Raw genomic sequence first — 23,037 nt, forward strand, 5'->3', positions numbered from 1 at the left:
GCTCGTCGCAGCGGCCCGCCCGGAGGGGGTCAGAAGCCCGCGGTGGTGCGGGTGAACTCCCAGTCGGACTGCGCGATGCCGCTGCAGTTGGAGACCACGCCGCCGCCGGGGCACGGGCGGTCGCGGTTGACGGACCAGTAGGCGAGCCTGGTCAGCCCCTTGGACCTGGCCCAGTCGCGGATCTGGACCCAGGTCGCGGGCGAGGTCAGCTCCTGCTGGTCGGACAGGCCGTTCATGCCGGAGATGCCCATCCGCGCGTACGCCTGCGCGTCGGTCCAGCCGAACGCGCTCTTGAGCGCGTTCTTCAGGCCCTCGGAGGCGTTGACGGTGTCCTGGTAGATGTTGGCGCTGCCGAAGTCGAACGGCATGATCGTGTAGTTGTCGATCGGCACGCCGAGCGCCCTGGACTGGTTGATGAGCCGAATGCCGTGGCTGTTCGGGCCCGTCCTGGTGGTGCCGAAGGTGACCACGACCTTGACGTTCGGGTTGTTCTGCTTGACGATCTTGAGCGCGTTCAGAATGCGGTCCTGGACGGTGTAGTTCTCGAACTCGTCGGTGTTCTCGATGTCGAAGTCCACGACGGCGGGCCCGACCGCGTTGATGACCTGCTGCACCGCGTTCGCGAACGCCTGCGGCGAGGAGCAGTTGGGGCCGAGCTTGTTGCCCGACCAGCCGCCGAAGGAGATCTGGACGCTGCCGCCCTTGGACTTGATCGTGTTGATCGCCTGCTGGTCGGCGCCGCCGGTCAGCGCGCGGTTGCCGTCCCAGGCCGGGGTGCAGCCGCCGCTGGACAGGATGAACGCCATCGTGAACGACTTGACGCCGGTCGCGTCCATGACCGTGCCCGGGTTCGGCGGGTTGCCCCAGCCCATGTAGAGGTAGGGCGCGCCCGGCATCCTGGTGGGATTGGGGTTGCCGCCGCCGGAGGAGGTGGTGGCGGTGACGGAGTTGCTGACGCCGGACAGGTTGCCCGCCGCGTCGCGGGCGCGCACGGTGTAGGTGTAGGCGGTGCTCGCGGCGCGGCCGGTGTCGGTGTAGGACGTGCCGGTCGCGGTCGTGACCAGGGTGCCGCCGCGGTAGACGTTGTAGCCGGTCACGCCCACGTTGTCGGTGGCGGCGTTCCAGGCCAGGGAGACGCTGCTGGAGGTGACGCCGGTCGAGCGGAGGTTGCCCGGCACGGACGGGGCCGTGGTGTCGCCACCGCCGCCGCCCGAGCCCTGCTTCCAGAGCGCGGGCACGTTCGGCGGCTCCCAGCCGGGCTGGGAGGTGTGGCTCTGCAGGCACACGTAGTCCACGCCGTTGTAGGTGACGACCGTGCCGGCCGTGTAGGCGGTCCACGGCGCCCAGGCGGCGGCCAACTGCTGGACCGCGCCGTACGCGGAGGTTCCCGTGGCCAGCGCGGCGCCGGTCAGCGCGAGCGCCAGGGCGGCCACCAAGGCGGTGAGTCTGCTGCGAAGTCTCATGGCATTCCCTGGAGGTGGGGCTTGACGGTCTTGGAGAAGGACCAGTTGTGGCTCGCGTCCCAGTTGATGGACCAGGTCATCGCGCCCCTGATGTCGGGGTAGGCGCGCGGTGGCACGAAGCTCCCGCAACCGGTGCGCTTGGCCAGGCAGTCGAGCGCCTGGTTGACGAGGGAGGGCGCGACGACTCCGCCGCCCGCCGCGCCCGGTCCCGCCGGCAGACCCAGCGCCACCTGGTCGGGGCGCAGGCCGTTCTCCAGCTGGATGCAGGCCAGGGCGGTCATGAAGTTGACCGACCCCTGCGTGTACGCCTGGGCCTGGTCGCAGCCGAGCATGGAGCCTGAGTTGTAGAACTGTGTGTGGACGACCGTGAGGATGTCCTTGATGGACAGGGCGAGCTTGAAGTACTCCATCCCGGTCGACTGCATGTCGAGGGTCTGCGGGGCCATGGTGATGATCAGCCCGGAGCTGGCCTTGCCGCGCAGCGAGCGCAGCGCCTGGGCCATGTAGGTGGCGTTGAGCCCGTTCTCCAGGTCGATGTCGACGCCGTCGAAACCGTAGCTCTGCATGAGCGCGTACACCGAGTCGGCGAACCTCGTCGCCGCGGCGGCACTGGCCACCTGCACCCGCCCGGCCTCGCCGCCGACGGACAGGATCACCTTCTTGCCGCGCTGGTGCAGGGCCTGCACGTCGGCTCTGAACTGCGCGTCGGTGTAGCCGCCGACGGCCGTGGCCAGCCCGGGGTCGACCCCGAAGACGACCTCTCCCGCGGTGGCCGTGGCCTCGCCGAACGCGATGGCGACCAGGTCGTACTCGTTGGGCACCGCCGACAGTTTGAGCTCGACGGCCGGGTTGACGAAGTTGTGCCAGTAGCCGGTGAGGAAGTGTTTGGGCAGCGTGCCGCCGCCTCCGGTGCAGCCCGTGGTGGTGGCGGTGGCGTCCTGGCCCGGCGACTCGCCCTGGGCGTTGTACGCCTTGACGGTGTAGGTGTGGTTCTCACACGTGCCGAGCCCGGAGATGGTCGCCGAGGTGGCCGTGGTGGTGGCCTTGACGGCGCTGCCCTCGTAGACGCGGTAGCCGGTGACCGTACCGCTGGACGCGCCCCAGCTCAGCGCGATGCTCGAATTGGTGGAGGAGGTGCTCACGGCGCCGGGCCGCCCGGGGACGCCCGGGTTCGTGCCGCCGCCACCGCAGGAGGCGCCGTTCAGCGTGCAGCCGGTGATGCCGGGGAAGTTGCCGGGCGCGCCGTTGAAGCCGAAGCTCGCGCTGGCCCCGGGCGCGAGCGGGGAGGCCCAGCCCGGGTTGGTGAAGGTGTAGTGCTGGCCGCTCCGGGTCATGACGGCGTCCCAGGCGGAGGGGATGCTGAAGCCCGAGGGCACGTCGAACTGGACGTTCCAGCCCGGCATGGCGGTGGTGGTGCCGTTGGTGACGGTGACCTTGCCTTCGAAGCCCGAGCCCCAGTCGGACACCTTGACGAATGTCGCGGTGGCCGCGGCGGCCTGTGCGGGCAGGGCGATGAGGCTGAGTGCGAGGGTCGTCAGCGCTAAGAGGATCGCGCGTGGTCTCACGGTTCTTCCTTTGGGGGGTGTGCGTGCCGTACGGCTTGCACCGGGGGGTGAGAGCGCAAGCCGTACGGCACTGCCCGCGGAGGCGAAGCACGGGCCTGGGGGGTGTCGGCGCGAGGAACCTTGCAGCGGTTGTTAGGTTTTGTCCGATTGGTGATTACTTTTAGGAAAGTTTCCTAAAGGTTGTCGCGATCGTAGCTTTGACACCGGACGCTTACAAGGCCCAAACACGACTCCGCCGCACGGGACCGAAATCCCGTGCGGCGGAGTGATGGCCGCGATCTACGGCTGCTGAGTGATCCTTACGTCATCCACGCCCGCCTCCACCAGGGAGGCTCCCGAGGCGTCGGCCGCGTCGATGAGGATGCGGACCGTCTGGCCCGCGAACGCGTTCAGGCTCGCCGAGGCCGTGGCCCAGGAGCCATTGCGGTTCGAGGCCGCGCCCGCCTGGTTGAGCACCGTGGAGGTGGTGCCGCCGACCACGCGGACCCGGAAGTAGTCGGCGCTGGAGGCGTTCGAGCCGTGCGCCAGATACCAGGACAGGGACAGGTTCAGCGCGCCCGTCGAAGGCAGCGTGATCGGCGGCGACTGGACCGAGGTGATGCCGCCGTCGATGTCGTAGTCGCCGGCCGCGGCACCCGCCAGACGGCCGGTGACCAGGTCGTTCGTGCCACTGACGGTGGTGCCGAGCTGCTTGGCGCCGCTGGAGGTGGTGGCCGCCGGGTCACCGCGCTCCCACTGGCCGGTGGTGGCCGTGTCGGTGGCGGACGGGTTGGTGGTCCAGCCGGTGGCCGTCTCGAAGGTGTCGGAGTAGACGGTGATCGGCGGGTTGCCGGTGCCGCAGTACTGGGCCTCCTTGCCGATGATCCGGTAGACGCAGTCCGAGTACTCCAGGAAGCGCAGCACCGCCTCCCTGTTGCGGGTGGTCTGCGGCCCGATCTGCTCGTCCGGCGGATAGAAGCCCGGGCTGGCGCCGGTCGGGTACATCTCGAACGTGAAGCTGAAGATCTTGTAGACGCCCCACATCCAGTCGTCGATGGTGCCGTCGGTGATGTACAGGTCGCTGGCCTGCTCGGGCGTGTAACCGTTCGTGCTCGCCATGTTCTGGCCGAGGGTGGCGTGCGCGTCGCGGTCGTCCTGGGTCAGGCCGGGCGCGGTGTCGTTGAAGGTGTAGCCGTAGGGCCACAGGATGAGCTCGCTGTAGGTGTGCCAGTCGATGTGCGACTTGATCTGCTGGACGCCGCCGACCACGCGGCTGCGCACCCAGTTGGCCGCCGCCCTGACCTCGGGCGTCGACTCGGCGCTCGCGCCCCGGTAGGTCTCGCTCGACGTCGAGCCCGAGGAGCCGCCGCAGCAGCCCCAGTTGTAGGCCCAGTTGCGGTTCATGTCGGTGCCGACTGCGCTCGAACCCGAGTTGGGCTGGCGGTTCTTGCGCCAGGAACGGTAGGAGCCGGTGGCGATGTCGTACTCGCCGCCGTCCGGGTTCATGTCCGGCATGATCCAGATCTCCCTGGTGTTCACCAGGTTGGTGATCCTCGAGTCACTGCCGTAGCCGCTGGTCAGCAGGCGCATGATGTACAGCGCCATCTCGACCGTGAGGTGCTCGCGGGCGTGCTGGTGCGCGGTGAACAGCACCTCGGTCTCGGCCTCGTCCGTGCCGACGTTGTCGCTGATCTTGATCAGCCGCAGGTTCCTGCCCTCGTACGAGGTGCCGTAGTTGGCCTGGCTCATGATCGCCGGATTGGCCGCCACCAGGGAGTTGATCTCCGCGTTCATCTCCGCGTAGTTGTGGTAACCGGAGTCCGCCGGAGGGAAGTCAAACGCCTCGGCGGACGGGGGTGTCGGGCGCGGCACCTCCGCCACCCGGTAACCGAGCCGCCTGATGGCGGAAACCTCGGTCTCCGTGGCCGTGACCAGGACCGAGTCCGTGGCCACCTCCTCGATGGCGGCTCCGGTCGAGGCCACGGCACTGCGCTGCTGCGCGTTGGCCGGGCCCGACACGCGGTACTGCTTGTTGGGCGGTGGTTCGGCGGTGGCTCCCGCTCCTGTCACACCGGTCAGGGTGATCAGGCTGAGGGCGGCCAGCAGGATGACAAAACGGTTCTTCACCTCGTCCTCCTCGGGCGCTCGGAATGGGGGGTGATGACTCGCGCCTGAACCGAGAGTGATGAGGTTGCATGCCCTAGGAAAGGCCCAAATTTCCGGTCACGACCAAACACCGATCACGGCGTACGCCCCCGCCACCCGCTGATACCCATCCGCCGCCCGGCCGTGGCTCCACGCCGGATAATGCGATACGCACATATCCCAATTTGGCCTGTTGCGCGCACAGCTTGCTCCGGAAAAGAATCACACCCGCGGTGCAAGATTTCCCTCCCTGAGTGGAGAAAGTTATACAGGTGGTCGTCGGACATGAAAAACTTGCAAAACTTGGCGCGACTCCGCGATAACGTTCCGCTCATGCCCACCGCACAGCACGAGGGGCTCCATCGCATATTTCGCGATAATCCGGAGCTTTACACCCGTGCCTTCAAGATGCTCAACATCGATTTCCCAGCACCGTTGGAGATTTCGGTAGTCGATACGGACATGACGGAAATAAGGCCGATAGTTCGGCATGCCGATACTGTCATGTTGTCCATCTCAACAGCGCACAAGAAGCACATCATCATCACCGAAGCCCAACAGGAGATAGACCTGAAAAAGGTCTCCTCCTGGGCCCACTACCTCAGCTACGTGCACACCAAGTACGAGTGTCCGGTGACGCTTGTAGTGGTCTGCAACGACCTCGCCACGGCCAGGTGGGCTCGGGAGGGGCCGCTGGCGATCGGGCTCGAGGACCACCCTTCCCTGATCGTCATCCCCATCGTCATCGGTCCGGACAACGTCAAAGCCATCACCGATCCGCAGGAAGCCGCTGCCGACGTGGTGCTCACCATGCTCTCCGCACTCACACACGCGCGCTCTCCGCAGGTGGCTGCCATACTGAAGGCGCTGGACCACGCCCTGCGCACGATCGACGTCTCAACCGCCGAAGTCCTCGCCGAACAGACAGAAATCGGCCTCGGGAATACCAAAGCCGGACGAATCTGGAAGGAACTGATCGCCATGAGCCACTACCGCTTCAGGTCGGAGTCCGCGCGGGCGCTGATGGCCGAATGCGAAGCCAAGGGCAAGGTCGAGGGAGAAGCCAAGGGCAGGGCCGAGGATATTCTGAAGATCCTCCAGGAACGCGGCATCCCGCTCAACGAGTCCTTCCAAGTCAAGGTGCTCGGCACCACCGACATGGGGCTGCTCGAAGCCTGGCTCATTCGCGCCCTGCACGTCACCACCGCCGAAGAGCTCTTCGGCTGATGCTCGGTCAGGCCTGGAGCAAGGTGACCAGACCGGCGGCCACCAGTGCCACGGCCCACATCCGGTCCACGTTGAACCAGGCCCGCCGGAGGACGGCAAGCCCGAGCACCTTGTAGACCACCACCGCGACAGTCCCGGCCACCACGAACATGGCCAGCGTATGGAGGGCCGCCACGCCCAGACCTCCGGAGGCGGCGTGGCCCGCGTGGCCCTCCGTCCGCAGGGTGGTGAAGAGCGGCAGCAGCATAAGCCCGGCCCCGTGCGCCGACGACATCAGGAACGACCAGCAGGCCAGCTGCCACAACGACAGCCGCATCCCCACCCACCGGAAGTGCCGGCGCGACAGCAGCCGCCACAGGCCGAAGCCCACCAGCACCACGCCGCCACCGATCGACAGGACCGTGCCCGTGACCAGCGAGCCGGTGGCGGCGACGACGAGTGCCACCAGGGCCACCGAGGCGAGGTGGCCCATGGCGATCACCGGGATGGATTGGAGCAGCCGGTCGAGGCTGCGTTCCTGCAGGCCGCGGGCCACGGCGAAGAGCCAGCCCATGGCGGGGTTCAGGCCGTGGAAAGCGCCCAGCAGGAAGATCGCCGTGAGGGTCACGGCATCACCGCCACCTGAGCACCGTGCAGCGTCAGCGTCAGCGTCAGCGTCACGGCATCGCCTCCCCCTGTACGCCGATCAGCGTCAGCGTCACGGCATCACCGCCACCTGAGCGCCGATCCCCACCGCCGTCACGGGTAGCAGTAGGAGTCGGAGGAGGCGTCGCCGCCCTGGAGGCGTACCTGGTGGGGGCGCAGGCCGCGGAAGGCGTCCCCGTGTGGGAAGAAGCGGGTGTCGAAGGTGAACGAATCGGTGTCGATCTTGGCCATCCAGGCGCCCACCTCCTGGGGATAGAACTGGTCGTCCCAGGCGCCGTACAGGGAGTTGGTCAGGTAGACGCGGCGGCCGTCGCGGCTGACCTCGACCATCTGCGGGCCGCCGCTCAGCGGGAGCGACGGCTCGGCGGGGTGCGGCTCCCTGCGGACGATGCCGCCCACTCGCAGCGAGCCCAGCTCCACCGGCTTGTACGGATCCGAGACGTCGTACTGCTTGAGCTCCCCCGTCCCCCAGCACGAGACGTACAGGCGCTGGTCGTCCACCGACAGGGCCAGGTCGGTCACCAGCGGCGGCACCGCGCCGAACGGCTGCAGGATCGGCGGGAGGAGGTCGGGGTCGGCCGGTTCCGCCGGGATGGAGATGACCTTGCGGGCCTGCCAGCGGCCGTCCTCGTGGAACCAGGTCCAGACGGACGCCGACAGGTCCTCGACGCTGGTGACCACGCCGACGAAACCGTACAGGCGGGTCGGGTCGTGGGCGGGGCGCAGTTCGAGCGGCATCTGGTGCTCGTCGCCCAGGTCCACCTCCTGCATGTGGGTGCGCTTGCGCAGGTCCCAGAAGTGCAGCCGGTGGCCGTACTTGCGGCCGAGCAGCAACTCCCCGACCAGCCCGTCCTCGATCATCGACGGCGTGCCCCACTCGGAGGAGATCAGCACGTCGTGGTTGATGTGCCACCAGAAGTCGTAGGCCAGGTACTGGGAGCCCCGGTCCAGCTCCCACTGGCCCTGCACCTCGAAGGTCGTGTGGTCGAGCACCGCGATGCCGCCTGGCCCGTCCCTGCCGTCGGCCCCGCCGAGCATGGAGACGTACAGTCCCTCCGGGCCGCAGTGGACGGTGTGCGGGCGCGAGTAACCGGCGCGGGCGGCCAGCGTCTCCGGTTCGATCACTTTGACCAGCTCGGGGCTGATCCGGTCCTTGGTGTCGTAGATGTGGATGCGCGAGGAGCGCAGGCCGGGCACCACCAGGTAGCGCCGCTCCACGTGCGGGTGCGGCGCGTTCGGGCACAGGGCGCTGCTGCAGGCGTTCCAGCCGAAGTGGTGCAGTTCGTCGCCCAGGTCCGGCAGGTCGGTCCAGCCGATGACGGTGCCGTAGCCGGCGGAGGACGGGTCGGTGTCGACCACGGCAAGGGCGTCCGGCCGGCCGCAGGAACGGTCGAAGGCGGCGACGTAGGCGAGCTTCTCGGCGGGGGCGCCGGCGGCGTCTCTTGGGGAGGGATAGAACGTGGGATCTGGCGTCCAGAGGGTCATCCCTTCACAGTTCGCCCGGTTCCCTACCCGGTCAATAGGTAATGATCTCCGTGATGCGCTCGACCAGTTCCTCCGGCTCCGCGCCGATCGGCTGCCACAGAACGTGGTCGGCGCCCAGCGCCCTGGCCCGCGTCAGGTCCTCGGCCACCTGCTCGGGCGAGCCGGTGAGCGGCATGCGCTCGTCCAGCGGCCGGTCGCTGATCGAGCCGTTCACCTGGATCACCAGCGGGCCGGCGCCACCGGCCTTGCGGTAGGTCTCGACGCCCTGCCCGAGCTGATCCCAGTCGAAGATCACCGTGGTCAGCCCCATCCCGAGTGCGGCCGCCCGCTCCAGCGCCACGGGCGATCCCGCGCCCGCGAGCAGGGTCAGCCCGGTCGGCTTGGGGCCGATCAGCGCCTCGGGGATCGTGTAGAAGCGGCCGGAGAAGCTCACCGGGTCGGGGCCCCAGCATGCCTGCATGGCCCGGATGTGCTCCGCGAACCCCGCCCCGCGCCGCTTGGGGGACACGCCGGCCGCCTCGAACTCCTGCGCCATCCAGCCCTGCCCCAGCCCGATCCACATCCGGCCGCCGCTGAGCCGGTCGAGCGTGGCCAGGCGCTTGGCCAGCACCACCGGCGAGTGGAACAGCGCGTCCATGACGCTGGTGCCCAGGCGGATCGTGCTGGTCGTGGCCGCGAGGTAGGCGAGCGTCTCCAGCGGGTCGTACACGGTGCCGCTCTCCTCCGGCAGCGGCACCACCTGGTCGAGCCCCAGCATCCACGGCTGCTCCGGCCGCAGCAGGCGCTCGTAGGTCCACACCGCGCCGAGTCCCGCCCGTTCCGCGCTCCGGGCCACCTCGGCGATGCGCTCAGGGGTGGCCTGCGGTCCTGTCACGGGAAGGCCGATTCCGAGATCCATCTCGTGCTCCTCTCCTGTTACCGCATCTGACCAGTGCCGGGCGGGAAAGTCATCGGTTTACAGGCGCCGGCTTTCGTGATGGATTCGGGAAATGACCGTGCACGGCACTTGCGATCCCAGGTTCTCCCAGGTGGCCGAGGAGTTCGAGGCCAACCTGGCCAGGCGCGGCGAGGTGGGCGCGTCGGTGTGCGTGATCGTCGATGACGAGGTCGTCGTCGACCTGTACGGCGGCCAGGCGACGCCCGGCAGGGACTGGGCACAGGACACGATCGGGCACGTGTGGTCGTGCACCAAGGGCGCGACCTCGCTCTGCGCCCACCTGCTGGCCTCGCGCGGCGAACTGGACCTCGACGCGCCGGTCGTCCGCTACTGGCCCGAGTACGGCGTCCACGGCAAGGGCGGCACGCTCGTCCGTCACCTGCTCTGCCACCAGGCCGGCCTCCCCGTGTTGCGCGAGCCGCTGCCGCCGGGCGGCTTCTACGACTGGAAGCTGATGGCGGACAGGCTGGCCGGGCAGGAGCCGTTCTGGGAGCCGGGGACCAGGCACGGCTACCACGCGCTGACGTTCGGCTTCCTCGTGGGCGAGGTCGTGCGGCGGGTGAGCGGACGCTCGCTCGGCACGTTCTTCCGCGAGGAGGTGGCCGAGCCGCTCGGGCTGGAGTTCTGGCTGGGATTGCCGGAGGAGCAGGAGGGCCGGGTCGCGCCCACGATCCCGGCCGATCCGCCGCCGGCGCCGCCCTCCTTCTACGTCAAGGCGTTCGGCGACCCGGCCTCGATGTCCGCGCTGGTGCTGGCCCATGAGGGCGGCTACATGCGGCCGGGCGAGTCCGACAGCCGGGCCGCGCACGCCGCCGAGATCGGGGCCGTCGGAGCGATCACCAACGCGCGGGGGCTCGCGGGGCTGTACCGTCCGCTGTCGCTGGGCGGCGGCGGCCTGGTGAGCGGCGAGCACCTGGCCCTGATGTCGCTCATCGCCTCGGCGGGCACCGACGCGGTGCTGCTCGCGCCGACCCATTTCTCGCTGGGCTTCGCCAAGTCGGTGGACAACCGGCATCTGCCCGCACCCGACAGCGAGGGCGTGCTGCTGTCGGAGACCGCGTTCGGGCATCCGGGTATGGGTGGGTCCGTCGGGTTCTGCGATCCGGCGGCGCGGCTGGCGTTCGGCTACACGATGAACAAGCAGGGGTCCGGGCTCGGCGTCAACCCACGCGGCCAGGCGCTGGTGGACGCGACGTACCGGGCGCTGGGGTATCGGCAGGCGTACGGCGGAATCTGGTACGAGATACCGTGATATGTCGTTAACCATCCCCACGAGCGAGCGTCAATGTTCTTCGGTATCACGGATTTCTGGGCGTACGTGGTCGGCGCGTTCCTGATCATCCTCCTGCCCGGCCCCAACTCCCTCTACGTCCTCACCTACGCCACCCGGTACGGCGTCCGCCAGGGCTACCGCGCCGCGGCGGGCGTCTTCGTCGGCGACACCGTGCTGATGGTCCTCACCGCCGCCGGCGCCGCCTCCCTCCTGATGTCCAACCCGCTGCTGTTCACGATCGTCAAGTACGCCGGCGCGGGCTACCTGGCCTGGATCGGCCTGCAGATGATCCGCGGCGCCTGGAAGAGCCGGCACGCCGCCCCGGTCGAGGACGTCCCCGCCCCGGTGCAGGTCGAGGGCCGCTCGCGCCCGTTCCGCAAGGCACTGGCGATCAGCCTGCTGAACCCGAAGGCGATCCTGTTCTTCGTCTCGTTCTTCGTCCAGTTCGTGGACCCGGCCTACGCCAGCCCCGCCCTGTCGTTCGTCATCCTGGGTACGATCATCCAGCTTTTCAGTTTCCTCTACCTGACCGCGCTGATCTTCGGCGGCACGTTCCTGGCCGGCCAGTTCCGCCGCCGCCGCAGGCTCAGCGCCGGCCTGACCTCGGGTGTCGGCGCCGTCTTCGTGGGTTTCGCCGCCAAGCTCGCCACCGCGTCACCGGGATGAAAGACGCATTCAAGCCGATGCTGTTTTCGTGGAGACAGATGGAACGCGTCAAAAGAGGCAGTCGCACCACCTCGCCTCGGGTACGGTAGGCCACCGGCGTGCTTCCCGGGACACCGGTGATGTTGCCTCGGTGACATCGAGCCATCCATCTGGAAAGCCTGGTCCTTCGAAGCCCGGGTAGTCGCTGATCGTCGGCCTATCTGCGGAGCAGCCTTGAACCATCCTCCGGTCACCCTCCCACGCCTCACCGCGCTCGCCCGGCAGGCAGCCCCCCGGCTGCTCGAAGGCGTGGTCGCCCCTCTGGCCGTCTTCTACCTGGCCATGGTCGTCCTCGGCTTCCAGTGGGCGCTCATCTGCACCGTCGCCTGGGTCTACCTCGGGGTGGCCTGGCGGCTCGTCAGGCGGGTCAAGGTGCCGGCCACCATGTGGCTGGCCGCGTTCGCGATCACCATCAGGGGGATCGTCGGGCTCTGGACCGGCACCTGGATGTGGTTCTTCATCCAGCCCGAGATGGGCACGATCTGCATCAGCATGGCCTTCCTCGCCTCCGTCCGGCTGAACAGGCCGCTGGTGCAGAAGCTCACGCTCGACTACATCCACCTTCCGTCGGCGGTGCTCAAGCACGAGCGGGTACGCAGGTTCTTCGCCAGGATCACCCTGCTGTGGGCGTTCGTGCTGCTGATGAACTCGACGCTGAGCATCTTCCTGGCCGTCTACGAGTCGCTGGCCGGTTCGCTCGGGGGGTACATGGTGCTGCGCACCTCAGCGGTGGCCGTGATCAGCGGTACGGCGATCGTGTTCTCGGTCATCGCGTTCAAGCGGCTCCTGCGCCGGCTGCACGTCGCCCACGCCTGACCGCTCCACCAGCAGGAACGCCCCGCACATCCCCATCACCAGCCCGGTCAGCAGGCCGAACAGCTCCACGAGGCCGGCCGGGCCGCTCGCCCCCGCGCTGAGCGGCCCGCCCGCGAATATGATGATCATGAAGTAGAGGCTCCAGGCGAACATCGAGCCCGACCCCAGCCACGCCAGGACCACCGGACGCCAGAACGGGCCCCGCCCCCAACGCGCGACGATCGTCACCAGCCCGGCGGCCCCGGCGATGGCGAGCAGGCCCTTCAGCCCGTCCTGCGCGGCCACGCTCACCTCCGCGCCGAACGCCGACACCAGCCGCACCCCGCCGATCGCGACGGCCACCACCGCCGCGGCCCAGGCCAGGAACCTCTGCAACGGCCTGGTCGGGCTGGGGAAGACGGCGTTCGTGGCGGTGGTGAAGACGCCGGGCCAGCGGTCGCGGGCGTACAGGACGAAGGCCGCCATGAGGCCGATGCCCTGCGCCATGAACCCGCCGTAGACCATCAGGTAGACCCATGGCTCGATGGGGCCGTCGAAGACGGTCAGTCCCGCGGTGGCCATGACGATCGGCGCGGCGACGACCACCACCGACAGCAGGCCCGTGCCCACCCACAGGGGCAGCAGCACCAGCCAGGCCGGCAGCCGCGAACCCCACCGCATGGTGAAGGCCAGGGCCAGCAGGAGCGCCACGGCGTCCATGGCGAAGGTCATCGCGTTGAGCCCGATCATCGCCGGGTCGTTCATCAGGTTCGGGCCGCGGACGCCGATGGAGCTGCCGGTCAGCCAGAGGGCCTTCAGCGTGAGGTAGGGCAGCATGGCGGCGACGGCCACGATCGCGGCGGTGAGGCGGCCGATGCCCGGACGTTGTCCGCCCACCCGAGCCTCGCTCGCCCCGCCAGGTCGTTGTTCGCCCGCCCGAGCCTCGCGCGCCCCGCCAGGTCCTTGTCCGGTCGTGCCCCGAGCCTCGCGCGCCCGGCCAGGTCCTTGTCCGGTCGTGGCTCGAGACTCGCGCGCTCTGTCAAGTCGTTGTTCGGTCATGGTCCGAGACTCGCGTGCCGGGCCGCCGGCGGCCTCCCTACGTGCGGGGATCCTCCTCCCCCGCTGGGGGGAGGGTCACGGCCAGCTCGAAGCCGTCGCCGGCCGGGCCCGCGGTGAGCAGGCCGCCGGCCAGCCGTACGCGCTCGCGCAGGCCCGCCAGCCCCAGCCCGCCCGGCCGCGCGGTGGGCCGGGAGCGGGGCGGCCCGTTGCGCACGCGGACCCGGCGCTCCGAGATCAACACCTCGACGGTCGCCCCGGGGGCGTGCTTGGCCGCGTTCGTCAGCCCCTCCTGCACCACGGCGCGGGCCAGCGCGGGCACCGGCCCGGGAGCCAGGTCCAGGGTGATCGGCAGGCCGGAGTCCGCGGCCCGGCGTACCAGCTCCGACACGTCCTCCCCCGCCGGGGACAGCACCGGGGACAGCGGCGCCGCGTCGGCGTCCTCGCGCAGCAGCCCGATGATCTGGCGCAGCCGCTCCGTGGCGTCCGCCGCCGCGAGCCGCAGCTCTCCCGCCGCCTTGACCTGGGCGGCGGCGAGCCCGGGAGCCAGTTCGAGGCCGGCGGCCCTGACCGCGATCAGGGCCAGGTCGTGGCCGAGTGAGTCGTGCATGTCGCGCGCGATCCTGGCCCGCTCGCGCAACCGGGCCTGCGCCTCGGCGGACAGCCTGGCCTGCCGCCGCTGCTGCAGCAGCTTGCGGCGCAGCACCCCGAGCAGGTACGGCACGAGATAGGTGCCGACCAGCGCCGTGACCATGGACACCCACAGGGCCAGGTCACCACCCCTGCTCAGCACCACCGTCACGCCGACCAGCGCGATCAGGCAGAACGCGACCAGCGCGGGCATGATCGCGGCCAGGCGCCGCCCGGTCAGGTAGGCGTACCACATGATGAACGGCGACGTCGCCAGCAGCGGAAGGATCTTCACGTTGCGCCTGGGCAACAACCAGCTCAGGTCCACCGTCGCGAACCCCTCGCTGAACTGCCACGGCCCCATCGGCAGCAGCAGCACCAGGGCGGCCATCGGCCAGCGCCGGCCGACCAGCACGGCGACCGTGGCCAGCCCGATCCGGGGCACGGTCACCAGGCCGAAGCCCGCCGGGTCCTTGAACGGGTCGGGCCCCATCGCGGCCACGAAAACACACAGACCTGCCCAGAGCAGCAGGTCATAGACCACCTGACGAGGGCTGTCCCGACGCAGACGTTTCACGACACCGACGTTATCCACTGCCGCGCGCGGCGGATGCCGTCCAAGGTCGGGTGGCGACCCTGACGAAAGTCGGGGTGGGGTGGGGCTCACCATCGAGGTGGGGCTAACCCCACCACGAATGCGCCTACACGCACTGCTGATTCCCACCGCCGGATTCGCTTGGATCGATGGTGTCACCCGGAGGTCGCAAGCTCACCCCTGACGAAAGTAGGGGATGGTGCGTGCCGATCGTCCGATGTGCCATGACCTGCGGAGTTTCTACCTTCATAGGGTACCGGCCCTGACCCGCATAGGGGAAAGGGCGGCCTTCGACCGGGGGGATCCCCGATATCCCCGGCCGAGGCAAAAGGCCACGCTTTGTGGGTGCCCTAAACGATCGGAGTTCACGCTGATGTCGCACGCCATTCTGGACCTGGTGCAACAGGTGATGTCGTCTCCCTGGTTGTATCTCGCGCTGTTCGCCTTGGCGCTGCTCGACGGGTTCTTCCCCATCGTGCCCGCCGAGACGTCGGTGATCACCGCCGGGGTCTTCGCCGCCACGGGCGAGACGAACCTGGCCCTGGTCATCGTGGTCGCGGCGCTCGGCGCTTTCGCCGGTGACCACATCTCCTACTTGATCGGCAAGAAGTCGGGCGGCCGGCTTCGCGAGAAGAAGGCGTTCGTCTGGGCGCGCGGTGCCCTGGCGGAGCGGGGCGGGCTCGTCCTGGTCGTGGCCAGGTACATCCCCGGCGGGCGTACCGCGACCACGCTGACCATGGGCGCGGTGCGCTATCCGCTGCGCTCGTTCAGCTTTTTCGACGCCATCGCGGCCGGCTCGTGGGGTGTGTACTCCGGGTTGATCGGCTTCTTCGGCGGGATGGCGTTCGAGAACGATCCCATCAAGGGCCTGCTGCTCGGCCTGGGGATCGCGCTGTCCATCACCGCTCTGGTGGAGGTCGTGCGATGGACCAAGAAGCGACGCGCCATCCAGGCTTCCCCAGAACGTCTCCCGGCAGACACGCACCTTTGACCCTGCCTGGCAACCATCCGTCTGAAAGGAGTGCGTATGACTGTGCTGGCCGCGGTAATCGCCCTGGTCGGTTCGTTGTTCTTCGCGCTCGGAGCCGCGCTGCAGCAGTTCGAGGCGTTCGGCTCCGCGCAGCCGAAGCTGCTCGAACTGTTGCGGCGGCCGCGCTGGTTGCTCGGCGGTGTCTCCATCCTGACGGGTGGTGGCCTGCACATCCTCGCCCTCGGTCTCGGCCCCCTGACCATCGTGCAGCCGATGGGCGTGGCCAGCCTGCTGTTCGCGCTGCCCTTCACCGCCGCTCTGCACGGCCGCAAGCCCTCGCGCAAGGAACTGGCGGCGGCCGGAGTGGTGGCGATCGGGCTGATCGGCCTGGTGCTGCTGGTCCCCGAATCCCACGGTCCCACCTACCTCAGTCCGAACGGCGTGCTCACACTGATGGGCGTGGCCGGCGCCGCGGTCGTGCTGCTGTGGGCGGGCTCGAAGGCGGCCTCGCCCGCCGGCCGGGCCGCGCTCCTGGCGATCAGCTCCGGCGTGCTGTACGGCGCCACGGCGACCCTCACACGCGTGCTGGTGGACGGCTCATGGAACTGGTGGTACCTGCTGGCGCTGCCGGTTCCCGCGCTGCTGGGGCTGGTGATGCTCCAGCGCGCGTACGCGGCCGGTCACTTCGGCGTCTCCTTCGCCGCGCTGCAGATCGCCGACCCGGTGACCGCGGTGGTGTTCGGCGCGCTGCTGCTGGGTGAGCCGCTGCCGACCGGGGTCCTGCCGATCGCGGCAGCGGCGCTGACCGCCGCGGGCACTGTCGCACTGGCGCGGACCAGCCCTCTGGAGGCCCACCGCGAACCTGCCTGACGTCGGCTCCCCGTAAACCCACCGGCACCCAGACCCTCCCTAGTTCCCCATGTTCTTCCTGTTCCCACGCTCTACCGGCCCTCCCCAGGCCGGTGTACGAAATTGGAGTTCACTGAAAATGGCCATGCCCCTTCGTACCGTCCCCGACGTCCCCGCCCTCTCGCCCGCCCCGAAGCGCCCGCGCCGGATCCTGATCTCGTCCGACACCTACCCACCTGATGTCAACGGCGCCGCCTACTTCACCCACCGCCTGGCCACCGGCCTGGCCGCGCGCGGCAACGAGGTGCACGTGGTCTGTCAGTCGGATGCGGGCCCGCCCAGCTCGGACGTGACGGAGGGCGTGATCGTGCACCGGCTGCGCTCGGCGCCGCTGCTGGTCCACCCCACCATGCGCGTCACCGTGCCGACCCGGCTGGACCGGCTGGTCTCCGCCATCCGGCCCGACGTGCTGCACACCCAGGGCCACTTCGTGGTCGGCCGGGCCGCCATGGGGGCCGCCCGCCGGGCCGGGGTGCCGATCGTGGCCACCAACCACTTCATGCCCGACAACCTCTTCCAGTTCGCCCACATCCCCGACCGGCTGCGGACGCAGGCGGGCCGGCTGGCCTGGCGCGACTTCACCCGCATCTACAACCGGGCCGACCACATCACCACGCCCACCCCGCTGGCCGCCAAGCTGCTGGCCGACCAGGGTTTCGAGCGCACGGTCGAGCCGGTGTCCTGCGGCATCGACCTGGCCAGGTTCCAGCCGCGCGCCGAGCCCCAGGCGTGGGCGCGCAAGATGTTCGACCTGCCCGACCGGCCCACGATCCTGTTCGTCGGCCGCCTGGATGAGGAGAAGCGCCTGGATGAGCTCGTACGCGCGCTGCCCATGGTGCTCAACGAGACCGACGCGCAGGTGGCGCTGGTCGGCAAGGGCAACCAGCGGGCGGAGCTGGAGCGGCTGGCCAAGCGGATCGGCGTGAGCGAGCGGGTGTTCTTCCTGGGCTTCGTGCCCGACGAGAGCCTGCCGCAGGCGTTCGCCGCCGCCGACGTCTTCGCCATGCCGGGCATCGCCGAACTACAGAGCATCGCCACGCTGGAGGCCATGTCCTCGGGGCTGCCCGTGGTGGCCGCCGACGCGATGGCGCTGCCGCACCTGGTGGACGACAACGGCTACCTGTTCCCGCCCGGCGACATCGTCGAGCTGGCCCGGCATCTGACGACCATCCTCGCCGACGACGAGCTGCGCGCCAGGCTCGGCAAGGCCAGCAGGGAACTGGCCTTCACCCACGGCCTCCAGTCCTCGCTCGCCCGGTTCGAGGAGATCTACGACGAGGTCGCGCGATGACTCCACGGCAGACCGTCTGGAGCACGGTGATCGGCACGCTGGTAGCGGCCTGCGCGCTCGTCTACGCGGACGTCACGCTGCCCACCCAGGTGCTGATCAGCGACTACGCCGTGGTCTCCGGCGGGCTGGCGCCCACCCTGATCGGGATGCTGGCACTCGCGGGGGCGTGCCTGTGTCTCGCGTACGGGCTGGCGGCCGTGGACCCGTCGCGCACCGCGGCCACCAGAGTGCTGCTGCTGGCCGGGGCGGCCGGGCTGATGATGAGCGCGGTCTTCCCCACGGACCCCGGAACCTCGCAGGTCGGCACGCTGTCCGGCGAGATCCACCGGTGGTCCTCCGCGGTCGTGTTCACCTCGCTGCCGGTCGCCGGCTGGATCCTGGCCAGGGGCCGCAAGGCCACGCCGCTCTGGAACGCGGTCCGCGCCATCAGCGTGGCCTCCGGCGCGACGCTGGCCTTCTACCTGGCCTCACACCCCGCCTCCATCACCTCGCCGCTGATCGGCGGCAGCGGTTACTACGGGCTGCTGGAGCGTGGCGTGGTGCTGAGCGAGATGGCGCTGCTCATCGCCATGACGCTGGCCGCCATCATGGGCAAGACCACCGTCAGGGCCGCGGTGACACCTCCGCGGCAGGCCGGGCCCGACACGGGACAGCCGGACACAGGGCAGCCCGACACTGGGCAGCCGGAGCAGCAGGAGCTGGCCGCCTGACGGGCCGGCAGGCACACTTCGACCACCGGCGAAAGGAGCTCGCCCTAGCGTGAAGCCATGCTCATCACACGCCATGCCGAAGCCGAGGCGGTCCTGCGCGACACCAGGTACGTGCCGCCTCCCGTACGTCAGGACGGCGAGGAGGGGACGCTGGCCTGGCTGCGTGCCCGGGTGTCGCGGTTCAGCACCGGTGAGACGCACGCGCTCCGGCGCCGCGAGCTGACCGGCCTGCTGAGCGGCCTGGACCTCACCGCGCTGCGCTCGGCGGCCAGAACCGCCACCTCGGATCGAGGCGGCCGATGGCGCGGCGTGCCCACGGTCGTGCTCGCTGCCGCGCTCGGGCTGGACGACCCGCGCACGGTGGCCGACGCGGTGGCGGCTGCCGCGACCGGCTACCTGTCGGGCGAGGAGAGCCCGCAGGCCGACGCCGCCGTCGCCGAACTGCTCAAGTCGGCCGGCATCCCGGCGATCACCCTGCTGCTCCAGGCACACGCCTCCACGGAGGCACTGATCGAGAACGCCCTCACGCACACCGGCCACACCCCCACGTCGGCATCCGGCCACGCCGCCTCGTCAGCGCCCGGCCTGGGCGCCGTACCGGCACGGGAGCGCATGGCGCCGGGCGACATCGACGCGCTGCTGCACGAGACGCTCAGGCAGGATCCGCCGCTCAAGGCCACGCGCAGGCTCGACACGCGCACCGGCGACGAAGTGACGATCGATCTGGTGGCCGCCAATCGCGACCCCGGCGTCTTCCCCGCGCCGGAGCTGTTCGACACCACCCGGGGCCAGACCCCGCACCTGACCTTCGGCCACGGCGTGCGGCCCTGCCCCGCCTCCGCCCACGCGCTCGCGCTGGCCGCCGGCGTACTGGAGGGCGTGCTCGGATGAGCTTCCACGACCTGCACCGCCCCGGCGACCCGCTGCTGCTGCCCAACGCCTGGGACTACGGTTCGGCCGTCTACCTGGCCGGGCACGGTTTCCCCGCGATCGGCACGACCAGCCTCGGCGTGGCGGCCGTGCACGGCAAGCCGGACGCGGCCGGCGTCACCAAGGCCGAGACGATCGAGCTGGCCGAGCTGATCAGCGGGCTGGGCGTCCTGGTCACCGTGGACGTCGAGGGCGGCTTCAGCGACGATCCCGCCGAGGTGTCCGACCTGGTGGCGAGCCTGGCCGCGCTGGGTGTGGCGGGCGTCAACCTGGAGGACGGCCGGCCCGACGGCACGCTGCGCCCGATCGAGCTGCAGCAGCGGATCATCGAGGCCGCCCGAGGGCACGGGGTGTTCGTCAACGCCCGTACCGACACGTACTGGCTGAAGGCCGGCGACGACACCATCGAGCGGGTGCGCGCCTACGGCCACGCGGACGGGATCTTCGTGCCCGGCCTGAACGACCCGGACGAGATCGCCGCGGTGGTCGCGAGCACGCCGCTGCCGCTCAACGTGCTCTACCAGCCGGGCGGCCCCGGCCTGGCGCGGCTGGCGGAGGCTGGCGTGGCCAGGGTGAGCACCGGTTCGCTGCTCTACCGGGCCGCGCTGCGGGCGGCGCTCGGCACGGTGCTCGCCGCGCGCGGCGAGCCGGCGCCCGAGATGCCGACATACAGCCAGATGGTGGAGAGCTTGCCGCGATAATCGAGGTATGCGCTTCCAGATCCTCGGTCCCACCAGCGTGCTGGACGAGGACGGCGAGCAGGTCGTGCTCGGCGGCCCTCGGGTACGTGCCCTGCTGACCCTGCTCGCCCTGCACGCCGGCCACATCGTCGGCGCGGAACAACTCGTGGACGGCATGTACGGCACCAGGCCGCCGGAGGGCGTGGCCAACGCGCTGCAGTCGCAGGTGTCCAGGCTGCGCCGGGCGCTGGGCCGTGACCTGGTGGAGTTCCACGCGGCCGGATACCGGCTGGTGGCGGATCCGCAGGACGTGGACGCGCGCAGGTTCGAGTTCCTGACGCGGTCCGGCCGGCAGGCGCTGGCCGACGGGGATGCCTGGCGGGCGGCGGCGCTGCTGCGCGAGGGGCTGGAGCTGTGGCGGGGCGCGCCGCTGGCCGACGCCCCGCACGCCGAGGCCGCCGCGGCGGCCCTGACGGAGCTGCGGCTGACCGCCACGGAGGACCGCGTGCAGGCCGACCTCGACCTGGGCCGGCACCGCGAACTGGTGGCCGAACTGAGCCAGCTCACCGCCGCGCACCCGCTGCGCGAGCGGCTGCGCGCCCAGCTCATGCGGGCCCTGTACGGCAGCGGCCGCCAGGCTGAGGCGCTGACCGTCTTCGAGGACACCAGAAAGCTGCTGGACGACGAGCTGGGCGTGGAGCCGGGCGCCGAACTGGCCGCCGCACACCTGGCCGTGCTGCGGGCCGACCCCGCGCTGGGCCCCGCGCACCGCGCTGTGTCGCGGACCGACCCCACCCACCTCGCTGTGTCGCGGACCGACCCCACCCACCTCGCTGTGTCGCGGACCGACTCCGCGCCGGGACCGGGCGCCGCAGGGGCCGAGGCTTCGGCCGGGCAGCCTGCCAGGCGCGGTCTGCGGGCGCAGCTCACCACCTTCGTGGGCAGGACCGAGGAGCTGGCCCAGGTGGGCGCGAGGCTCCAGGACAGCAGGCTGGTCACGCTGATCGGTCCGGGCGGCGCGGGCAAGACGCGGCTGGCGATCGAGGCGGCCGCCCAGGAGCCGGGCGACGTGTGCTTCGTGCCGCTCGCGCCCGTCTCGGACGGAGACGGCGTGCCGCAGGCGGTGCTGGACGGCCTCGGCGTCCGCGACGCCGTGCTGCTCACCCACGAGCGGCCCACCGTGGCCCCTTTGACCAGGCTGATCACCGCGCTGTCCGACCGGAAGCTGCTGCTGGTCCTGGACAACTGCGAGCACCTGGTGGCCCCCACGGCCGAGCTGGCCGACCAGTTGCTGGCCGCCTGCCCCGACCTGCGCGTGCTGGTGACCGGTCGGGAGGCGCTCGGGATCACCGGCGAGTCGATCCTGCCCGTGGCGCCCCTGCGGCTGCCGCCCGCCGAGACGGACGACCCCTACCGCTTTCCGGCCGTGCGGCTGTTCGCCGACCGCGCCGCCGCCGTACGTCCCGGCTTCGCGGCGGACGCGGGCAACGCCGCGCTCGTCGTGGGCATCTGCCGGGCGCTCGACGGGCTGCCGCTGGCCATCGAGCTGGCCGCGGCGCGGCTGCGTACGCTGTCGCTCGCCGAGGTGGCGGCCCGCCTGGACGACCGGTTCAAGCTGCTGACCAGGGGCAGCCGCACGGCGCTGCCCCGGCACCAGACGCTGCACGCGGTCGTGGCGTGGAGCTGGGACCTGCTGGACGCGGACGAGCAGCGGATGGCCAGGCGGCTGAGCGTGTTCGTGGGCGGCGCGCGGCCGGAGGCGGCGGAACGGGTGTGCGGGCTGCCGGAGGAGGTGCTGTTCTCGCTGGCGGAGAAGTCGCTGGTGGAGTCCGTGGACGGGCGGTTCCGGATGCTGGAGACGATCCGGGCGTTCTGCCTGGATCGGCTGGCGGAGTCGGGCGAGCGCGACGCCGTCCGCGACGCGCACGCCCGCTACCACCTCGACCTGATATTGACGGCCGACCCGTGGCTGCGCACCGCCGAACAGCTGGAGTGGCTGGCCCGGCTCGACGAGGAGAGCGACGACCTCGACGTGGCCGTGCGCTGGGCGACCGAGTCCCGCCAGTTTGAGCTGGCGATGCGGTTGGTGGCCCACGCCGCGTGCTACTGGTGGATGCGCGGACATCGCTTCGCCAGCGCGAACCTGGCCGACGCGCTCCTGACCGCGCTCGGCGACACACGGATCCCCGGCCGCGAGGAGGAGTACACCGTGTGCGTGCTCGTCGTGTCCTGGGCGGCGAAGGAGGGCGAAACGGTACGCACGCGCCTGGCAGAAGTGCGGCGCATGCTGCCGATCTACTACATACCGGTGCGGGTCGAGTTCATGATGATGCTGCTGTCGATGTTCACCGGGCCGCCCGACGAACCCGAGAATACCCGGCAGCACCTCATAGGGGCGATCAAGGACCTCCCGCCCTGGAAGAAGGCGCTGGGCAACAGCGGCTACGCCTTCGTCTGCCAGGTGCTCGGCCGGACCGACGACACACTGCTGTACTTCGAGGAGGCTCTGAAGGGGTTCAGGGCCATCGGGGAGCGGTGGGGCACCGTGCTGGTGCTGTCGGGGCTCGGTTCCCTGCGCCGGTCGCAGGGCGACTATCGCAGCGCGTACGCGCTGGCCGGCGAGGCTCTCACGCTGGCGACCGAGCTGGGCGGCCCCACGGAGATCGCCGAGGCCCTCTGCCGCAGAGGTGACGCGCGGCGGTGCCTGGAGGACCCGGAGGGGGCGCGCGCCGACTACACCGCCGCGGTCGAGGTGGCGCGCAGGAACGGCTCGATGGAGAACCTGGCCTGGGCCTATCTCGGGCTGGGCGAGGTGGCGGTGGGGCGCGGCGAGCCGGAGGAGGCGCGGGCCCTGCTGACGCAGGCGCGCGAGATGTGCCCCGACAACTGGTTCAGCACCGAGGAGACCCGCGCCCGCATCGACGCCGCGCTGGCACAGGTCGGCGAACGGTAGGCCCTCCCTCGGGCGCGCCGGCGTGGACCCGAGAACGGCAGGCCCGCCCTCAGCCGCGCCAGCATGGGCCCGAGAACGGCAGGCCCGCCCTCAG

Annotated in this window: 19 protein-coding genes; 11 read left to right on the plus strand and 8 right to left on the minus strand. The window is 70.4% G+C overall.

Annotation, left to right across the window (positions count from 1 at the left end):
- Window positions 1-29 precede the first annotated feature (29 nt).
- The 3 genes from AB0I81_RS31110 to AB0I81_RS31120 form a co-directional block, all read right to left on the minus strand.
- A complete protein-coding gene (locus tag AB0I81_RS31110) occupies window positions 30-1,463 on the minus strand; it encodes a carbohydrate-binding protein (protein WP_360663621.1) in 1,434 nt (477 codons plus the stop codon).
- A complete protein-coding gene (locus AB0I81_RS31115) occupies window positions 1,460-3,028 on the minus strand; it encodes a cellulose binding domain-containing protein (RefSeq protein WP_360663622.1) in 1,569 nt (522 codons plus the stop codon). Before AB0I81_RS31115 ends, AB0I81_RS31110 begins: the two co-directional genes overlap by 4 nt.
- A gap of 279 nt (window positions 3,029-3,307) precedes the next feature.
- Complete coding sequence (locus tag AB0I81_RS31120; protein ID WP_360663624.1) at window positions 3,308-5,134, minus strand: M14 family zinc carboxypeptidase; 1,827 nt, start codon at window positions 5,132-5,134, stop codon at window positions 3,308-3,310.
- A gap of 351 nt (window positions 5,135-5,485) precedes the next feature.
- Here AB0I81_RS31120 and AB0I81_RS31125 point away from each other — a divergent pair, with 351 nt between their 5' ends.
- The gene (locus AB0I81_RS31125) at window positions 5,486-6,379 is read left to right on the plus strand and encodes a hypothetical protein (RefSeq protein ID WP_360663626.1); all 894 of its coding nucleotides are present in this window, start codon (window positions 5,486-5,488) and stop codon (window positions 6,377-6,379) included.
- Window positions 6,380-6,386: 7 nt separating this feature from the next.
- On the opposite strand, the gene AB0I81_RS31130 is transcribed toward AB0I81_RS31125, so the two are convergent.
- From AB0I81_RS31130 to AB0I81_RS31140, 3 genes are all read right to left on the minus strand, one after another.
- Window positions 6,387-6,986: a hypothetical protein gene (locus AB0I81_RS31130; protein WP_360663628.1), complete on the minus strand. Its 600-nt coding sequence runs from the start codon at window positions 6,984-6,986 to the stop codon at window positions 6,387-6,389.
- A gap of 131 nt (window positions 6,987-7,117) precedes the next feature.
- Complete coding sequence (locus tag AB0I81_RS31135; RefSeq protein WP_360663630.1) at window positions 7,118-8,509, minus strand: selenium-binding protein SBP56-related protein; 1,392 nt, start codon at window positions 8,507-8,509, stop codon at window positions 7,118-7,120.
- A gap of 31 nt (window positions 8,510-8,540) precedes the next feature.
- A complete protein-coding gene (locus AB0I81_RS31140) occupies window positions 8,541-9,407 on the minus strand; it encodes a TIGR03619 family F420-dependent LLM class oxidoreductase (protein WP_360663632.1) in 867 nt (288 codons plus the stop codon).
- A 91-nt stretch (window positions 9,408-9,498) separates the two neighbouring features.
- Between AB0I81_RS31140 and AB0I81_RS31145 the strand changes: the two genes are divergently transcribed.
- From AB0I81_RS31145 to AB0I81_RS31155, 3 genes are all read left to right on the plus strand, one after another.
- Complete coding sequence (locus tag AB0I81_RS31145; RefSeq protein ID WP_360663633.1) at window positions 9,499-10,698, plus strand: serine hydrolase domain-containing protein; 1,200 nt, start codon at window positions 9,499-9,501, stop codon at window positions 10,696-10,698.
- Between the two features lie 33 nt (window positions 10,699-10,731).
- Complete coding sequence (gene leuE / locus AB0I81_RS31150; protein WP_360663635.1) at window positions 10,732-11,385, plus strand: leucine efflux protein LeuE; 654 nt, start codon at window positions 10,732-10,734, stop codon at window positions 11,383-11,385.
- 213 nt (window positions 11,386-11,598) lie between these two features.
- The gene (locus AB0I81_RS31155; RefSeq protein ID WP_360663637.1) at window positions 11,599-12,240 is read left to right on the plus strand and encodes a VC0807 family protein; all 642 of its coding nucleotides are present in this window, start codon (window positions 11,599-11,601) and stop codon (window positions 12,238-12,240) included.
- Here AB0I81_RS31155 and AB0I81_RS31160 read toward each other — a convergent pair.
- Both AB0I81_RS31160 and AB0I81_RS31165 read right to left on the minus strand, forming a co-directional pair.
- The gene (locus AB0I81_RS31160) at window positions 12,148-13,116 is read right to left on the minus strand and encodes a hypothetical protein (RefSeq protein WP_360663639.1); all 969 of its coding nucleotides are present in this window, start codon (window positions 13,114-13,116) and stop codon (window positions 12,148-12,150) included. The two genes, AB0I81_RS31155 and AB0I81_RS31160, sit on opposite strands and share 93 nt — an antisense overlap.
- 199 nt (window positions 13,117-13,315) lie before the next feature.
- Window positions 13,316-14,482: a histidine kinase gene (locus AB0I81_RS31165; protein ID WP_360663641.1), complete on the minus strand. Its 1,167-nt coding sequence runs from the start codon at window positions 14,480-14,482 to the stop codon at window positions 13,316-13,318.
- A gap of 391 nt (window positions 14,483-14,873) precedes the next feature.
- Here AB0I81_RS31165 and AB0I81_RS31170 point away from each other — a divergent pair, with 391 nt between their 5' ends.
- The 7 genes from AB0I81_RS31170 (at window position 14,874) to AB0I81_RS31200 (ending at window position 22,943) form a co-directional block, all read left to right on the plus strand.
- Window positions 14,874-15,491, plus strand: coding sequence for a DedA family protein (locus AB0I81_RS31170; RefSeq protein WP_360663643.1), 618 nt, complete (start codon window positions 14,874-14,876; stop codon window positions 15,489-15,491).
- A gap of 36 nt (window positions 15,492-15,527) precedes the next feature.
- Entirely contained in the window at window positions 15,528-16,340 is an 813-nt protein-coding gene (locus AB0I81_RS31175) for a DMT family transporter (protein WP_360663645.1), read from the plus strand.
- Between the two features lie 124 nt (window positions 16,341-16,464).
- Window positions 16,465-17,670 carry a glycosyltransferase gene (locus AB0I81_RS31180; RefSeq protein WP_360664411.1) on the plus strand — a complete coding sequence of 402 codons (1,206 nt, stop codon included), beginning with the start codon at window positions 16,465-16,467 and terminating at the stop codon, window positions 17,668-17,670.
- Window positions 17,667-18,380, plus strand: a complete 714-nt coding sequence (locus AB0I81_RS31185; RefSeq protein ID WP_360663646.1) for a DUF998 domain-containing protein — start codon at window positions 17,667-17,669, stop codon at window positions 18,378-18,380. The genes AB0I81_RS31180 and AB0I81_RS31185 overlap by 4 nt, the downstream gene beginning before the upstream one ends.
- A 57-nt stretch (window positions 18,381-18,437) precedes the next feature.
- Window positions 18,438-19,271, plus strand: a complete 834-nt coding sequence (locus tag AB0I81_RS31190; RefSeq protein ID WP_360663648.1) for a hypothetical protein — start codon at window positions 18,438-18,440, stop codon at window positions 19,269-19,271.
- On the plus strand, window positions 19,268-20,011 hold the full coding sequence (locus AB0I81_RS31195; RefSeq protein ID WP_360663650.1) for an isocitrate lyase/phosphoenolpyruvate mutase family protein: 744 nt from the start codon (window positions 19,268-19,270) through the stop codon (window positions 20,009-20,011). The genes AB0I81_RS31190 and AB0I81_RS31195 overlap by 4 nt, the downstream gene beginning before the upstream one ends.
- Before the next feature lie 7 nt (window positions 20,012-20,018).
- The gene (locus AB0I81_RS31200) at window positions 20,019-22,943 is read left to right on the plus strand and encodes a BTAD domain-containing putative transcriptional regulator (protein WP_360663652.1); all 2,925 of its coding nucleotides are present in this window, start codon (window positions 20,019-20,021) and stop codon (window positions 22,941-22,943) included.
- Window positions 22,944-23,037: the final 94 nt, after the last annotated feature.

The sequence above is a fragment of the Nonomuraea sp. NPDC050404 genome, from assembly GCF_040655495.1.
Lineage (GTDB): Bacteria > Actinomycetota > Actinomycetes > Streptosporangiales > Streptosporangiaceae > Nonomuraea.

What these genes read in the sequence shown, in the direction of transcription:
- AB0I81_RS31180 (WP_360664411.1), top strand. Translation starts at nt 16,465, where the DNA reads ATGCCCCTTCGTACCGTCCCCGACGTCCCCGCCCTCTCGCCCGCCCCG.
- AB0I81_RS31200 (WP_360663652.1), top strand. Translation starts at nt 20,019, where the DNA reads ATGCGCTTCCAGATCCTCGGTCCCACCAGCGTGCTGGACGAGGACGGC.
- AB0I81_RS31135 (WP_360663630.1), bottom strand. Translation starts at nt 8,509, where the DNA reads ATGACCCTCTGGACGCCAGATCCCACGTTCTATCCCTCCCCAAGAGAC.
- AB0I81_RS31140 (WP_360663632.1), bottom strand. Translation starts at nt 9,407, where the DNA reads ATGGATCTCGGAATCGGCCTTCCCGTGACAGGACCGCAGGCCACCCCT.
- AB0I81_RS31125 (WP_360663626.1), top strand. Translation starts at nt 5,486, where the DNA reads ATGCCCACCGCACAGCACGAGGGGCTCCATCGCATATTTCGCGATAAT.
- AB0I81_RS31175 (WP_360663645.1), top strand. Translation starts at nt 15,528, where the DNA reads ATGACTGTGCTGGCCGCGGTAATCGCCCTGGTCGGTTCGTTGTTCTTC.
- AB0I81_RS31185 (WP_360663646.1), top strand. Translation starts at nt 17,667, where the DNA reads ATGACTCCACGGCAGACCGTCTGGAGCACGGTGATCGGCACGCTGGTA.
- AB0I81_RS31195 (WP_360663650.1), top strand. Translation starts at nt 19,268, where the DNA reads ATGAGCTTCCACGACCTGCACCGCCCCGGCGACCCGCTGCTGCTGCCC.
- AB0I81_RS31145 (WP_360663633.1), top strand. Translation starts at nt 9,499, where the DNA reads ATGACCGTGCACGGCACTTGCGATCCCAGGTTCTCCCAGGTGGCCGAG.
- leuE (WP_360663635.1), top strand. Translation starts at nt 10,732, where the DNA reads ATGTTCTTCGGTATCACGGATTTCTGGGCGTACGTGGTCGGCGCGTTC.
- AB0I81_RS31170 (WP_360663643.1), top strand. Translation starts at nt 14,874, where the DNA reads ATGTCGCACGCCATTCTGGACCTGGTGCAACAGGTGATGTCGTCTCCC.
- AB0I81_RS31190 (WP_360663648.1), top strand. Translation starts at nt 18,438, where the DNA reads ATGCTCATCACACGCCATGCCGAAGCCGAGGCGGTCCTGCGCGACACC.
- AB0I81_RS31110 (WP_360663621.1), bottom strand. Translation starts at nt 1,463, where the DNA reads ATGAGACTTCGCAGCAGACTCACCGCCTTGGTGGCCGCCCTGGCGCTC.